At 39.3% G+C, this 14,347-nt stretch carries 12 protein-coding genes; 1 reads left to right on the top strand and 11 read right to left on the bottom strand.

Annotated elements, in window-relative coordinates; genetic code table 11:
• Positions 1 to 3 precede the first annotated feature (3 nt).
• Genes kdsB through LY624_RS07925 form a run of 5 tightly spaced genes read right to left on the bottom strand, consistent with a single transcriptional unit; the run spans position 4 to position 5,737 of the window.
• Positions 4 to 759 (bottom strand): 3-deoxy-manno-octulosonate cytidylyltransferase, encoded by a 756-nt coding sequence (kdsB, locus tag LY624_RS07945; protein WP_341804268.1) that lies wholly within the window; start codon positions 757 to 759, stop codon positions 4 to 6.
• Positions 747 to 944, bottom strand: a complete 198-nt coding sequence (locus LY624_RS07940) for a Trm112 family protein (RefSeq protein WP_036968654.1) — start codon at positions 942 to 944, stop codon at positions 747 to 749. Before LY624_RS07940 ends, kdsB begins: the two co-directional genes overlap by 13 nt.
• On the bottom strand, positions 934 to 1,911 hold the full coding sequence (gene lpxK, locus LY624_RS07935; RefSeq protein WP_341804267.1) for a tetraacyldisaccharide 4'-kinase: 978 nt from the start codon (positions 1,909 to 1,911) through the stop codon (positions 934 to 936). Before lpxK ends, LY624_RS07940 begins: the two co-directional genes overlap by 11 nt.
• The gene (msbA, locus tag LY624_RS07930) at positions 1,911 to 3,653 is read right to left on the bottom strand and encodes a lipid A export permease/ATP-binding protein MsbA (protein ID WP_062568997.1); all 1,743 of its coding nucleotides are present in this window, start codon (positions 3,651 to 3,653) and stop codon (positions 1,911 to 1,913) included. Before msbA ends, lpxK begins: the two co-directional genes overlap by 1 nt.
• Before the next feature lie 59 nt (positions 3,654 to 3,712).
• The gene (locus tag LY624_RS07925; protein ID WP_341804266.1) at positions 3,713 to 5,737 is read right to left on the bottom strand and encodes a DNA internalization-related competence protein ComEC/Rec2; all 2,025 of its coding nucleotides are present in this window, start codon (positions 5,735 to 5,737) and stop codon (positions 3,713 to 3,715) included.
• A gap of 225 nt (positions 5,738 to 5,962) precedes the next feature.
• Between LY624_RS07925 and LY624_RS07920 the strand changes: the two genes are divergently transcribed.
• A complete protein-coding gene (locus LY624_RS07920; RefSeq protein ID WP_062568995.1) occupies positions 5,963 to 6,469 on the top strand; it encodes a DUF2062 domain-containing protein in 507 nt (168 codons plus the stop codon).
• A 116-nt stretch (positions 6,470 to 6,585) separates the two neighbouring features.
• On the opposite strand, the gene LY624_RS07915 is transcribed toward LY624_RS07920, so the two are convergent.
• The 6 genes from LY624_RS07915 to pyrD form a co-directional block, all read right to left on the bottom strand.
• Positions 6,586 to 8,325 carry a DUF3466 family protein gene (locus tag LY624_RS07915; protein WP_341804265.1) on the bottom strand — a complete coding sequence of 580 codons (1,740 nt, stop codon included), beginning with the start codon at positions 8,323 to 8,325 and terminating at the stop codon, positions 6,586 to 6,588.
• Between the two features lie 11 nt (positions 8,326 to 8,336).
• Entirely contained in the window at positions 8,337 to 10,247 is a 1,911-nt protein-coding gene (uup, locus tag LY624_RS07910; RefSeq protein WP_341804264.1) for an ATP-binding cassette ATPase Uup, read from the bottom strand.
• Between the two features lie 14 nt (positions 10,248 to 10,261).
• Positions 10,262 to 10,495, bottom strand: a complete 234-nt coding sequence (locus LY624_RS07905; protein WP_341804263.1) for a glutaredoxin family protein — start codon at positions 10,493 to 10,495, stop codon at positions 10,262 to 10,264.
• Positions 10,488 to 12,605: a bifunctional 23S rRNA (guanine(2069)-N(7))-methyltransferase RlmK/23S rRNA (guanine(2445)-N(2))-methyltransferase RlmL gene (rlmKL, locus tag LY624_RS07900; protein WP_341804262.1), complete on the bottom strand. Its 2,118-nt coding sequence runs from the start codon at positions 12,603 to 12,605 to the stop codon at positions 10,488 to 10,490. The genes LY624_RS07905 and rlmKL overlap by 8 nt, the downstream gene beginning before the upstream one ends.
• A 78-nt stretch (positions 12,606 to 12,683) precedes the next feature.
• Positions 12,684 to 13,214 (bottom strand): cell division protein ZapC domain-containing protein, encoded by a 531-nt coding sequence (locus LY624_RS07895; protein ID WP_341804261.1) that lies wholly within the window; start codon positions 13,212 to 13,214, stop codon positions 12,684 to 12,686.
• A gap of 121 nt (positions 13,215 to 13,335) precedes the next feature.
• Positions 13,336 to 14,346, bottom strand: a complete 1,011-nt coding sequence (pyrD, locus tag LY624_RS07890) for a quinone-dependent dihydroorotate dehydrogenase (RefSeq protein WP_341804260.1) — start codon at positions 14,344 to 14,346, stop codon at positions 13,336 to 13,338.
• Position 14,347: the final 1 nt, after the last annotated feature.

Raw genomic sequence — 14,347 nt, 5'->3', positions numbered from 1 at the left:
TTACTAGTTGCTCAAAGCGGCTATGACACGTGTGAGATCTTCAGGTGTATCCACACCGGCTTGAGGCTCACACACAGCTCCTGCAATTTTAATTTTATAACCATGGTATAAAACACGTAATTGCTCAAGTGACTCAAGCTGTTCTAGACGCGACTCAGGTAGCGCAATATATTGTTGAATAAAGCCTGCGCGATAAGCGTAAATACCAATATGACGCGCATAGTCAGCAAGATTTAGTTTACTATTATCATCGTTCATCATTGCTTCACGATGGTAAGGAATGGGTGAACGCGAAAAATACAGGGCATTTTTTTCTGTATCACTGACAACTTTGACACAATTAGGATTGAAAATGTCATCTATGTCATTAATGTTTGCACTTAACGTTGCCATGGGTGCATCTGACTCTGCCAGTAATTTTGCAACTTGACTTACGTTTTCACTGGCAAGTAATGGCTCATCACCTTGTACATTAACAACAATAGTGTCACTTGTAAGATTGAGCTTTTCAACAACTTCGGCAAGACGTTCTGTACCAGATTGATGATCTTCTCTTGTCATTAATACCTTATCTGTAAAGCCCTTTACAACATCAAACACGGCTTGATGATCGGTAGCAATATACACCGCACTGGCACCCGATGAAGCCGCTTTTTCATAAACATGCTGAATCATCGGTTTACCACATATATCCGCTAAAGGTTTACCTGGTAAACGGCTAGAAGCGTAACGAGCAGGGATGACTACTACGAATTCCACTTATCAACCTCTTCTTGGCTTAGTTCACGCGCTTCGTTTTCAAGAAGTACTGGAATATCATCTTTAATCGGATAAGCTAATTTCGCAGCTGTACTAATAAGCTCTTGATTTTCTTTATCAAGGCGCAACTTACCCTTACACACTGGGCAAGCAATAATTTCAAGTAATTTTGTATCAAAGGCCATGGAGGATCCCTTTTTGTTTTAATAATGAATTTAATTTTTCAATAACAGCGGCAGTTGGCCTAGCGTCTACGGGTAGATAATACCAATTTGACTTAGCAAAACTAAAGCATTTTACGGCGTCTTTTTCAGTCATAAACACGGGCTCATTCCCAAATGCAAAAAAGTCAGTTGCTTGGTAATTATAATGATCCCGAAAATGATGTGTCGATAATAAATTTATACCTTGTTTTTCAAGGCTCAACTCAAAGCGTGCTGGGTTGCCAATGGCGCTGATCACGTGTCCGTTTGTTGGCGTTTCTGTAACTTGTTCAGACGACGATACTAATCTAAATTGACTTGCATTCAAATCATAACGGTATGTTGTTTCGCCACCATTCTCGACAACTAAATCAACTGACTTTAACCGTGCTTTCGCTTCTCGAAGTGGGCCTGCCGGCATTAAAAGTCCATTACCAAATTGACGTTCACTATCTACAATACAGCACTCTATATCACGCGCCATTTTATAATGTTGCATACCGTCATCTGAAATAATGATATCGATGTCGTGGTTTTGTAACTGCTCAATACTTGCTTGGCGATCAGGGCCAACCATCACAACACAGCCTAAACGACGTTTAATAAGAACCGGTTCATCACCCGCTTCACTTGTGGCTGTATCATCAGTGACTAAAAGCGGATAACTTGCTGACTTACCACCATAACCGCGACTGATCACTGCGACCTTCAGTCCCTGTTGTTGCAAATACTGCGCTAACCAAATAACAAACGGCGTTTTACCATTCCCCCCCACACTAATGTTACCAACAACAATTACTGGCACATGGGCTTTAAACGCTTTGAGTATATTAATTTTATAAAGGTATTTTCGCAGTGTTGAAATCAACCAAAAAATAACACTTAGCGGCAAGAGTAAAACAGTTAATAGGCTTGGTTTTTTATACCAGCTTTTTTCAATGACACTCACTACTGCTCACCAAACTGCATTTTACATAAGGCCGAATAAGTACCGTCTTTACTTAAAAGTTCAGAATGCGTGCCTTTTTCGATAACCTGACCATGATCAATTACATAAATACAATCACTGTTTTCTATAGTCGATAAGCGGTGTGCAATCACTATCGATGTTTTCTGCTTCATCAAAGTATCAAGTGCTTGTTGAATTAGTTTTTCGGATTCAGTATCCAGTGCAGATGTAGCCTCATCTAGAATGAGAATAGGCGCATCTTTTAAGATAGCACGCGCGATGGCAATGCGTTGACGCTGACCCCCTGATAGCATCACACCGTTCTCGCCAACCATGGTATTTAAACCTTCTGGTAAATCCTTAACGAACTCCCAAACGTGCGCTTGTTTAGCAACGGCCATTAATTCATCATCTGATAAAACACGATCTAAACCATAGCAAATATTATTAGCAATTGTGTCATTGAACAGAACAACCTGTTGCGACACTAAAGCAAACTGTTTGCGTAAATCAGTTAGTTTATAATCAGACAATGGCACCCCATCTAATAATATTTTACTCTCTCCTTCGAGCTCATAATAACGGGGTAAAAGGTTCGAAATTGTTGACTTTCCTGAGCCAGAGCGCCCTACTAATGCAATGCTTTCTCCTGCTTTAATTTCAAGTGATAAGTTTTTTAAAACAGGTTCATCTTTTGTAGGATAACGAAAGGTTACGTTTTGAACGTCAATGTGCCCTGTCACTTTATCGGCTTTATGCGTTCCTGTGTCTTTTTCTACTTCTTCATCAAGTACTAAAAAGATACTTTGCGCGGCAGAAATACCACGTTGCAAGTCACTGTTGACATTAGACAACTGCTTTAATGGGCGTAGTAACATCATCATTGATGAAATTAGTAATACGAAATCACCTGAGCTAATGGTGTCAATCATCGAAGGCATAGACACAACCCATAAAATCACTGCCATCGCGCTCGCAGCTAGGATCTGAATAACAGAAACACTGAGCGCTTTAGTGGCATCCATTTTTATGCGCTGCTGACGGTTATGGTTATTGATTGCCGAGAATTGTGAAATTTCTTGTTTTTGACCACCAAAACCATGGATCACTTTGTGACCCGATAGCATTTGCTCTGAGCTACGTGTAACTTGCCCCATAGCTGATTGAATTTTTTTTGAAATTTTGCGAAAACGTTTTGATACAAACGCAACAATCACTGCAACTAAGGGGATAATAACTAAGAATATTAGCGATAATTTCCAGCTGGTATAAAACATGTTGAATAGTAAAAAGACCACGAAGGCGCCTTCCCTAACAACAATAAGCAATGCTTTTGTAATTGCCTGTTGAACTTGCTCAGTATCGAAGGTGATTTTTGAAATTAGATCACCGTTTGAGTTTTTATCATGAAAAGAAACAGGCAGATGTAAGATATGCTCAAACAATTGCTGACGTAAGCTTCTAACAACTTGTGAGCCTACATAGCTTAAGCAATACGATGACATATAATTAAACATGCCACGACCTAACACCAATGCAATAACCACGAATGGTGCATAAGTTAGAACTTGCGTGTTACGGGCATTCAAACCTTCATCAATAAATGGTTTCATCAAATTGATAAACAATGCATCCATTGCTGAGTAACCAATCATGCCGACAATAGCAAAAAATGCAATAAGCTTATAATCACTCACATAACTAATTAAGCGCTTATAAATTTGGGATGTAGTTTGATCCATAACACTCTCTTATTCATAGACTTCGACTATTGTAGCCTTATGGGGGTAAAAACAAAACGTCAATCTTCTTCGAACCAATAACTTTGTGACTTACGAGCAAATTCTAGCTGGTAATCATTTTGATAAAAGGTGATTCGTATATGACCTAGGTTGGCCGTTGTAAATTGAGGTATATGGTGCTGCTGATAACGCTTTACAACCTCTGGATGAGGAAAATTCCACTGCCCTTGATAAGCAGCAGAGTGAATCACAATATCAGGTGCGACTCGCTCTATAAACTCAGAACTTGAAGACGTATTACTACCATGATGTGGACTTACCAAAACAGTGCTTTGTATACGTGCATTACTATCAACTAATGCTTGCTCTACCAATTTAGAAATATCGCCAGTTAATAATACTTGATGATTTTTACTCTCCACCATAACTATGCAGGACTGATCATTTTTGTTGGTCGATAACGTGGAATGATTGATAGTTCTAACGCTTAGATTTTCAATCTGAAAAAACACATTTTCACAGGCCTGATCAAGGCCATTTGGATGAAATGTACTAAGCGTTTTACCAAAACCAGCAGCTTGCCAACTTTCAAGACCTCCTGCATGATCATTATCTTGATGGCTAACAACCGTTGCTATAACCTCAATATTATGACGTAAAATATAAGGACGCAGTACTGAGTTTATGTAATCAAACCGTCCAAAGTAGCGTGGCCCTAAATCGTAGATAAGTGCTTTTTGATTTGCACTAACCATAATCATAAGCCCATGACCAACATCAAACACATCTAACTTAAATTCACCTTTAGGTGTTAAATGCCAATCAATCAGTGCTAACGTTAATGGAAGAAAAACCAGTCGCTTATAAGGTGAGAAAAAGAGTATTACTAAAATGACATAGAACAATAGGAGTAAATTAAAACTGGGTAAATAAAAGTTTAGCCATCGCCAATCTGAAGGTATTGACGTTAGATATTGGTAGCCTTGATACAAAAATGCATCAAAAAATTGCCATAAAAAGCCCAAATCAACCAGTATTGATAAAAAGCAGTATGCTACTAATAGTGGCATTAATATTATGCCTAGTAACGGCACCGCAATAAGGTTTATGACCAAACCAATGACGCTAATCCCAGCAAAATAATAAAGCGTGATCGGTAACAACCCTAAGAACAAACCACATTGAATTATGACTAACTGTACCACCCCCCTTGCTAGCTTGAACTTTGGGTAAGAGCGGTAGTTCAATGTTAAAAAAATAATTATTACTGCAATAAAACTAAAGTAGAGTCCTGGATTTAATAAAGAAAAAGGATCAAAAAATAATAAAATAGTTAAAGCATACAGAATGGCTCGCCACCTTAGAGGCTGCTTTGCAAAGCTATAAATTATTAAATAGCAAGCTAGCATCAACAGTGCTCGCGTTGCAGATACAATAAAACCACTAAGGTAGACATAAAAAAATGCAAGCAATAACCCAATAACTACAAATAACTTATTAAGGTTATTTTGTTGATTATGCTTTACAGAAAATAGACCAAACAATAACTTACTGGTATAAAAACCAATCGCGAATATTAGACCAATGTGTAAACCGGAAATAGCCAGTAAGTGACTTAAACCAAGTTCTTTTAAGTGAACTTTATCAGCGTCTTTGATTTGACTTCTGTCACCGGTCAATAATGCATAATACAGCCACTGCATCTTCATATTGTCTGTGATAGAAAATATAAAACCACGGTATGACTCACGGGTAGTAGATTTTTTCTGAGCTGAGACTCGCACGCTCTGACCTACAGAGCGGCCCTCATATAATACACGTTCAGACAGTGCAAAGCGCTCTGCATCAAATACATCAAAATTCTTTACACTCCTAAATGGCTTTAGCTTTAATTTGCTGGTTAACACATCCCCTACGTTAAGTTCATTGTCACTAATGACACTCAACATAGCAAAAGGCGTCGCTTTGAAGTTTTTATCCTGTTCTGATAAATCAATAATCTTCGCTTTTACGTAAAATGGAGATTGGCTTGAGTGAATGGATACGATTTCAATTTTTGCATCTACGACCTCATTTCTTTTCAAGTCCTTGTAAGGAAGACTATAAAAATAGTGGTAGTTAAGAAGTACAACCAAAATAGCGCAAATAAATCCTAACAAAACTGACGAAAAAGGCTTAAAATAGGCACCAGCTAAAACAATAGCAAAACTGAGTATATAAAACGCCGCAGTGTGCAAAGTATAAACGGTTATAAAACAACCGAATATAAACCCACTGCATAACCAAATAGATGTAAATGGTTGCTTTAAATGGCTAAAAAAACGATCCAACGGTTTTTACCCGATCATAACAAGGTAAGAGATCATAAATATTTAAGAATTTTTGGTCGTTTGTTGCATGATGCAAATTTGTGGCATCTTAATCGACGCTCAGCCCGTGGAGCATTTGCAGTCGGTTTGTTTTTTGCTTTCATCCCCGTTCCTTTTCAAATGGTTTTAGCTGCCGCACTTGCTATCCCTTTACGCGTTAATTTACCTATCTCGGTTGCGACGGTTTGGATAACAAACCCGCTGACTATGCCACCTATTTTTTATTGCTCGTATATCGTTGGCACTATTGCACTTGCGCAACCACCACAACATTTTCAGTTTGAACCTAGCTGGCAATGGTTTTTAGACAGCCTGACAACAATTGGACCGGCATTTCTTGTAGGTTCACTCATCTGCGCCACAGCTGCAGCTATTATTGGTTATTTTGGAATCGATATGCTGTGGAAACGCTCGGTGCGCAAAGCTTGGCTACATCGCCATAAATAAAGTACCCAAATTGACAACGAATGTATAGACAAAAAACCCAGCGAAAGCTGGGTTTTTAATGGTCACTCATTTAATACCAACATGCTTAAATATTATCGCATGTTGGTATCAGATTATTATTTTCTGAACACGCGGCGTGCTGCAGCAAGTGGCAGTAATAATAAAGTGTACCAAGGGAAGCTTGATGATTGACGCTCGTATTCTTCAATCTCTTGCGCAGGGCATTCTTCAACACTACCGCTGGTAGGTGTTAATTTAACGGCAACAGCAACACTTTCATATTCAATATTACCGTCAACGTCTAACACAACATTACCAAATGAGTCTGTCTTCTCAACCGTTTTAGTTGCAACACCAAAAATCTCATTGTTGTTGTTAATTGCTTTCGCCTCAGCAACAGTATACTTAAAACGGGTCTCGCCATCAGCTTCGTAACAAGGTAGTAAGCTATTTATGTTAACAATTTTGTCTTCACCAATTGTGTACATAAAGCCTTCTCGACGACGACTTGTTGAATTGAAAATATCAGTTTCACCTTCACCAACAATCACACCGTTGTCGTTAATGTCGTTTGCTAAAGAACTAGAGCTTGTGAAAAAGTCTGTCGGAAAAACAACGCTATTACTATTCTTATCGAAATAAAAGAACTTAGTACGAGTTCTATTTTCTATACGCTTATTGGCATAGCCAACAATGATACTATCATTATTAATTGCGAGCGCTTTACCGCCAACCCAGTCATCATCTTGGTTAATAAATTGTTTTACTTCGCCATTCTCAAAATAAACAGGCATTGAATAACGTCTATCGTCGTAACGTACATCGGATGTGCCGGCAATCAGACCATTTTCATTTACAGCTAAGGCATTACTTCTAAAGGCAAAATCTTCGTCATCTTCAGGTGTAATTGCTAAGCCAAAAACCTCAGTGTTAGTAATGTTCAAGCTATTATCAAGTGTCCATTTAACTGCACGTTTATCAAATAAGCCTGTTGATATGTTTCTATCTAAACTTTCAATACAGTCCGATACTGGTTCATCTTCACCGTCACAGTTATCGTCAATGTCTTCTTGGCGGTCAACAGGTATGCCTGTCGATACGCTACCAACTACAACGTAACCATTATTGCTTTGCACGATATCAGTCGCGATACTTGTGCCACCATACTCATTAAACTCGGGTACTAATGGCACCTTTACACCGTCAGGGCTTATTACAATACCACGGCTGATAAACTCACGTAAAAAATGCGTTTCTTCTTCGTCTTCATCCGTTTGCGTAAAGGCTGTTTTTTCGTAAGGCGCACTGCCCCAACCAACCATTACACCATCATCGGTGACTGCGTTTAATAAATTAGACGTTGAGCGAGTCAAGCCGTCATAATCAAGTGACTGTACATCAAAAAGAACTTGCTCTGAAGAGCCTTCAGGTGTGTATACCGTAGTAAGCGCACTTGATATCTTTTGATACTCTGAATTAGTTAAACGACCAGATTGAGTATTTGTTACAAAAGAGATCATAAACGCATGTGCGTCTGCATTGGTATTTACAGCATCGTTATTTTCAATATCATCGAGTGTGAATGTGATCTCTTTGTCGATAAGTTCATAGCTAGCTTTGGTTGCATCGTATGCATTTTTAATCGCGCTATCTTCAAAATCGATATAAGAGATATCAATAGGTAGTCGATAAATACCATTCGCTAAACCAATAATATGACCGTTTTCACTGACATCGGTAACATAGTTGTGTTTTGCACCATCTAAGCGACCTAGCTCAGTCAATTGATAAGTTGCGCTCATTGCTGAGGTGCTAAGAGTCGCTAATATACTGGCAGCGAGTAATTTATATTTCATTTTAATCCTTACTACTGATTCTTTAAATCTTCGAGTTCTTCCCAACGCTCAAATGCGGCTTCAAGCTCAGACTCTAACTGGGCTAATTGGTTCAATGCGTCTGTTGTAATTGCAGCGTCTTGCTTAAAAAAGTCAGGGTCATTAACGACAATTTGCTGAGCATCGAGTGCTTTTTCTAGTTGCTCCACTTTACTGGGTAATTCTTCTAATTCAAGTTTTAATTTGTAAGAGAGTTTATTACTTTTCTTTTGTGGTTTTTCTTGCTGACTACTCGTTTCAGGCTTTTCCTGTTTTATCTGCTGTAGTTGCTTTTCTTGTTCTGCTAAATAAGCAGCGTAGGCCTCGTAATCACTATAGCCGCCTACGATATCTGAAATTTTTCCTTGGCCTTCAAATGCCCACACAGAACTACAGGTATTATCGATAAACTCACGGTCATGGCTAACAATTAATACCGTGCCCTGATATTGATTAATAATATCTTCAAGTAATTCTAGGGTTTCAATGTCTAAATCATTGGTTGGTTCATCAAGTACCAGAATATTAGACGGTTTTAAAAATAACTTTGCTAACAACAAACGATTTTTCTCACCACCTGAAAGCGCTTTAACAGGCGTACGCGCTCTTGCCGGTGGAAATAGAAAGTCCTGAAGGTAACCTAGTACATGACGAGAGCGCCCGCCCATCATCACCTCTTGTTTGCCTTCAGCAACATTATCTTGCACGGTTGCTTCTTCATCAAGTTTTTGACGGTACTGATCAAAATACGCAAACTCGAGGTTTACGCCTTGCTTCACACTGCCACTATCAGGTGCTAAATCACCAAATAAGATTTTTAATAAAGTGGTTTTGCCAATACCATTCGGACCGACAAGGCCAATACGGTCGCCACGCATAACAAGTGTCGAGAAATCTTTCGCAATCACTTTATCCTTAAATGCATGGGCAATATGTTTTGCCTCAAATACCAGCTTTCCTGAACGATCAGCCGTTTCTATATTGAAATCTGTTTTACCAACTTGATCAACACGCTGTTTACGCTCTTTACGTAAGGCTTTAAGAGCACGGACTCGTCCCTCGTTGCGGGTTCTTCGTGCTTTGATCCCTTGGCGTATCCACGCTTCTTCCTCTGCTAGACGTTTATCAAATAACGCATTTTGTGTTTCTTCAACTTTTAAATCATGCGCTTTTTGCTCAAGGTAAGCGGCATAGTTACCAGGGTATGAAACGAGCTTACCGCGATCTAAATCAAGAATACGGGTTGCAACAGCACGAATAAAAGCACGGTCATGAGAAATAAAAACGATACCGCCTTTAAACTCTTTTAAGAATTGCTCAAGCCAAATAACACTACTCATATCTAAGTGGTTAGTCGGCTCATCAAGAAGGAGTAAATCAGGCTCACTGACAAGTGCTCTAGCTAGAGCGACCTTACGCAACCAACCGCCAGATAGCGATTCCAGCTTTGCTTCTGGGCTTAATTCTAAGCGAGATAAAACCAGTTGAATGCGCGTATCAAACCGCCAACCATCAACCGTTTCTAGCTGATTAGATAAACGCTCTAATTTATTCAGCAGTTTATCGTTATAATCTGTCTGCATTTGATTGCTAACTTGGTGATATTCAATCAGTAAGTTCGCTATATCAGGCATGCCTTGAGCAACATAATCAAAAACCGTCCCTTCGGCTCCTTTAGGTGGATCTTGCTCTAAACGCGAAATACGGATACCGCCTAATTGGTTTATTTCACCATCATCTAATGTTACTTGGCCATCGAGCACTTTCAGTAAGGTCGACTTACCCGCGCCATTTCTACCAACAATACAAACACGTTCACCCGACTCAATGACTGCATCAGCATCATCAAGCAGTGGGTGTGTACCATAAGCAAGTTGTGCCTTGGCTATTCTGATTAAATCCATCGTGATTACTACTCTTATTCTTTGTTATCAGCAATAAACTGCGCCAATGCGACAGTATCAAAAGGCCAAAATAATTTATTGCCTTGGCTGCTTTCAACAACCGGAATACTTGTTTGATAAAGCTCAATTAATTGTTCATTATCCATAATATCTTTTGCTGCAAACGGTATATTTGCAGCACTTAATAACTCATCTGCCAGCTCACATAAATGACAACCATCGGTGTGATACAAGGTAAAATTAGCCATGGGTAATAAGCCAACTATTATGAATTTGCTTATTACGCTTAAAGTCTGGCGACAGTGTTTTTGCTGAAATATTTTCAGCTTTTAAACCTAAGCCCATCAGCCCGACTTCGTCTAAGTTAAAGCCTCGTTTATTGTTAGAAAAAATCAACGTGCCATTCGGACTTAAAATTTTCTTAACCCATGTGAGTAACTTAATATGATCGCGCTGTACATCAAATGCATCTTTCATACGTTTTGAATTCGAAAACGTTGGAGGGTCTAAAAAGATGAGATCGTATTGGCCTTGCGCATGCTCTAGCCATTTTAAACAATCGGCTTGTTCAAAACGATAACGAGTATTGCTAATACCGTTGAGGTCAAAGTTTTCTTGCGCCCACTTTAAGTAGGTTTTAGACATATCTACTGTAGTAATCGCTTTTGCACCGCCAATAGCTGCGTGAACCGAAGCACTGCCAGTATACGCAAACAAGTTTAAAAAACGTTTACCGTGTGCATTTTGCTGAATATAACGTCGTGCCAAACGGTGGTCTAAAAACAATCCTGTATCTAGATAATCAAATAGGTTAACTTTGAATTTAGCGCCAAACTCTTCAACCACTTGCGTACGGTTTTGTTTTGATACCTTGGTATATTGCTCTTCGCCTTTTTGTTTTTTACGCACTTTAACAGCGATATTCTCAGGCGCGACTTCTAACTGCTCTGCGGTTAGACTGATTACATCTTGCAGACGTTTTTGTGCTGTATTGTCATCAATCTCTTTTGGAGCAGCATATTCAAAAATAACTGCTGAATCATCGTAAATATCAACAGCTACGTTATATTCAGGAATATCTGCATCGTAAACACGATAACAGCTCACTTCATTTTGCTTTAACCAGTTCTTTAAGTTTTGTTTATTTTTCTTTAAGCGGTTTGCAAATGCTGTTGAGCCTTCATAATTAAGCGCTGGCTTGTCTTCTTTGCTTAACTCGACTTGTTTATCGTCAAGTTGATAGAGATTTAGAACAACATCTAACGGGCCATTTTTAAATTTATAACGTTTAAGTTTTACTAACTTTAACAATTTAAATAGGCTTTCGTCAGTCCCAAGCAAGGCTAGCTTCCAATGATTAAAGTGCTTTTTGAAACCCACACCTAAACCTCGGTGTAAGTTAACTAACTCTGCCATCGAGCCTAAACGTTCACCATAAGGTAGGTTAGAAATCACCACGCCTGGTAGTTTAGCCACGGATGTTAGCTTGGTCGCATCACTTTGCTTAAACTTAATAATAGAGCCAAGGTCTGCACGCTCAGCATTTTCTTGCGCCTTTGCGATTACACTGCCATCAATGTCATGACCAATAAGCCACAATTTAGGATCAGTAATTTGAGCCGTTAACTCAGCTTTTAATTCTTTGTATTTTTGTAAGCGGAAACTGGGTAATCGCTCAAAAGCAAACCCCTCACGGAATAGCCCTGGCGCTTCATTGCGTGCCATGCTGGCCGCTTCAATCAAAATAGTGCCTGAACCACAACATGGGTCAAATAATGGTTGTTGTACGTTCTCAAGCCAACCACTTCGTTTTACTAGAGCAGCAGCCAAATGTTCTTTGATTGGTGCTTTACCTTGATCTTGACGATAGCCACGCTCAGATAAACGCGGGCCTGAATAATCAATATAAAGGGCAACACCATGACGATTCAGCCGTGCAACCACTCTAACGTTTGCATTAAATTTATCGACATTTGGACGTTGTTCATAAAGATCTGCAAAATAATCAACGATAGCATCTTTAACAACCAGCCCAGAAAACTGCGTGTTTTTCAGATCATGATTCGTACCTGTAAAATCCACTGCGAATGTTTGCTTTGGACCAAACCATTCTTGCCAAGGTTGTAAGCGCGCAAAATTGTAAAGGCTTTCTTTGTCCTTAACACCTTCTTTTTCTTCTATCAGCATCATGATACGCGTCGCAAAACGACTCGATAAACAGATCTTTTGTGCTAATAAACTATCTGCTTCAAAACGTACAGAGCCCACGGTTTGTTTAGAGACTTCTGCACCGAGTTCGGTAAGTTCATCAACAAGTAAATTTTCAATTCCGATAGAAGTAAGTGCGATAAATTGCAAAGTAAAAACCCTTAAATGCTAATTGCGCAGGATTATAGCATAGCTTAGCGAACAAAAACGCCATCAATTAAAGGGATATTATGCTGTTTTGAAGTGTTTTTGCTGGATATAAACAGGATGGATACGATTGTTAAGAACTTTAATAGCTTCAAACTGTTGCAATGACAAGTTTTCATCTAACTGAAAGTGCTCACTTAAGTTGATACATACAGACGCATCTGATGAATGGTCAACAATCAGAAACTCGCCTTCTTGTGCTTGTGAGCACAACTTTACTACAGCCTCAACACTTGGCTCGCTACCCATATATTCATGGAAAAACCAGCTTTTAGCTAGCACAGGCTTTAAATGAAACTTAACAGCTGTCGCGTTGAGTGAAATTTGGCAAAGCTCTGCAGGATTCCATAACGAAAAGGTTTCAAGATACTGATAAACTTGCTGATAAAATGCAGCATCTTCAAGGCTGAAATTAGGCTCTTCAAAAACAGCATCGGTAAGCTGACGAAGTTTATAGGGCGTGCAGAGTTGCATGTCTTGGTCAAGGTCGACCAAAAGGCGATTATTTTTAGAGCAAGCAAGCCACTTCCATTGCTTTGATGCTTGTAACATGACTCCTCCTTAAACTAAAAATTCCTCTTTACTTAGCACGCTATTATAACGAAAGTAGACCATTAATAAAATGATTTTTTAGAACATTTTATTAATGATCAATCGCTTAGATAACCGATCCTTATAAGCCGTTAAGGATCGTTTTTACCAATTCTGGGCCTTTATAAATAAAGCCAGTATAAACTTGAACAAGGTCTGCTCCTGCTGCAAACTTTTCTTTTGCAGAGTCAGCATCATCGATACCGCCCACACCGATGATAGGTAGCTTGCCTTCGGTTAAGCGCTTAAGCTCACTAACCACGTGGGTTGAGCGCTCACGTACTGGCTGACCAGAAAGGCCGCCCGCTTCATTTGCGTGTTGTTGACCTTGTACCATAGCGCGCTCAAGTGTTGTGTTTGTCGCAATAACACCGTCGATCTTATTATTGATCAAAGACTCACTGACTTGCGCAATTTGAACTTTATCCAGATCTGGAGCGATCTTAACCAGCATTGGCACTTGTTTGTTATGTTTAGCAACTAAATCAAGCTGCTCATTTTTTAAACTTTGCAATAAGTCATCTAGCGCTTCACCATATTGTAAATCACGAAGACCTGGCGTATTTGGTGATGAAATATTTACTGTGATATACGATGCATGCTCAAATACTTTACGCATACAGTGAATGTAATCATCTTTACCCTGCTCGTTTGGTGTATCTTTATTTTTGCCAATATTAATACCTAGAATACCGTCATATTTCGCCGCTTTAACATTGTTAACTAGGTTATCAACACCCTTATTGTTAAAACCCATACGATTGATAATCGCATTTGATTCAGGTAAGCGGAAAATACGAGGCTTGTCGTTACCTGCTTGCGGGCGTGGTGTAACAGTACCAACTTCGACAAAGCCAAAGCCCATTTGCGCAAAGGCATCAATACACTCTGCATTTTTATCTAAGCCCGCGGCTAAACCTACTGGATTTTTAAACTCCAGTCCTAAGAAGTTAACGGGTTTATTAGGGACAGTTTGTGACCACGCAGCACTCAATGGCGTATCAGCAAATCGGCGTAAGTTATTAAGTGCAAATTCATGAGCCCACTCCGCATCACGGGTAAACATAAAACGGCGAGCTAAATCATAAAACATG

Origin of the sequence: Pseudoalteromonas sp. N1230-9 (assembly GCF_032716425.1) — a bacterium.
Classification (GTDB): Bacteria; Pseudomonadota; Gammaproteobacteria; order Enterobacterales; family Alteromonadaceae; genus Pseudoalteromonas.
The sequence above is the reverse complement of the archived record's forward strand: the minus strand, read 5'-3'. Positions and strand labels throughout refer to the sequence as shown.

What these genes read in the sequence shown, in the direction of transcription:
- LY624_RS07940 (WP_036968654.1), bottom strand. Translation starts at nt 944, where the DNA reads ATGGCCTTTGATACAAAATTACTTGAAATTATTGCTTGCCCAGTGTGT.
- msbA (WP_062568997.1), bottom strand. Translation starts at nt 3,653, where the DNA reads ATGGATCAAACTACATCCCAAATTTATAAGCGCTTAATTAGTTATGTG.
- LY624_RS07920 (WP_062568995.1), top strand. Translation starts at nt 5,963, where the DNA reads ATGGCTAAAAAAACGATCCAACGGTTTTTACCCGATCATAACAAGGTA.
- LY624_RS07915 (WP_341804265.1), bottom strand. Translation starts at nt 8,325, where the DNA reads ATGAAATATAAATTACTCGCTGCCAGTATATTAGCGACTCTTAGCACC.
- uup (WP_341804264.1), bottom strand. Translation starts at nt 10,247, where the DNA reads ATGGATTTAATCAGAATAGCCAAGGCACAACTTGCTTATGGTACACAC.
- LY624_RS07905 (WP_341804263.1), bottom strand. Translation starts at nt 10,495, where the DNA reads ATGGCTAATTTTACCTTGTATCACACCGATGGTTGTCATTTATGTGAG.
- LY624_RS07895 (WP_341804261.1), bottom strand. Translation starts at nt 13,214, where the DNA reads ATGTTACAAGCATCAAAGCAATGGAAGTGGCTTGCTTGCTCTAAAAAT.
- pyrD (WP_341804260.1), bottom strand. Translation starts at nt 14,346, where the DNA reads ATGTTTTATGATTTAGCTCGCCGTTTTATGTTTACCCGTGATGCGGAG.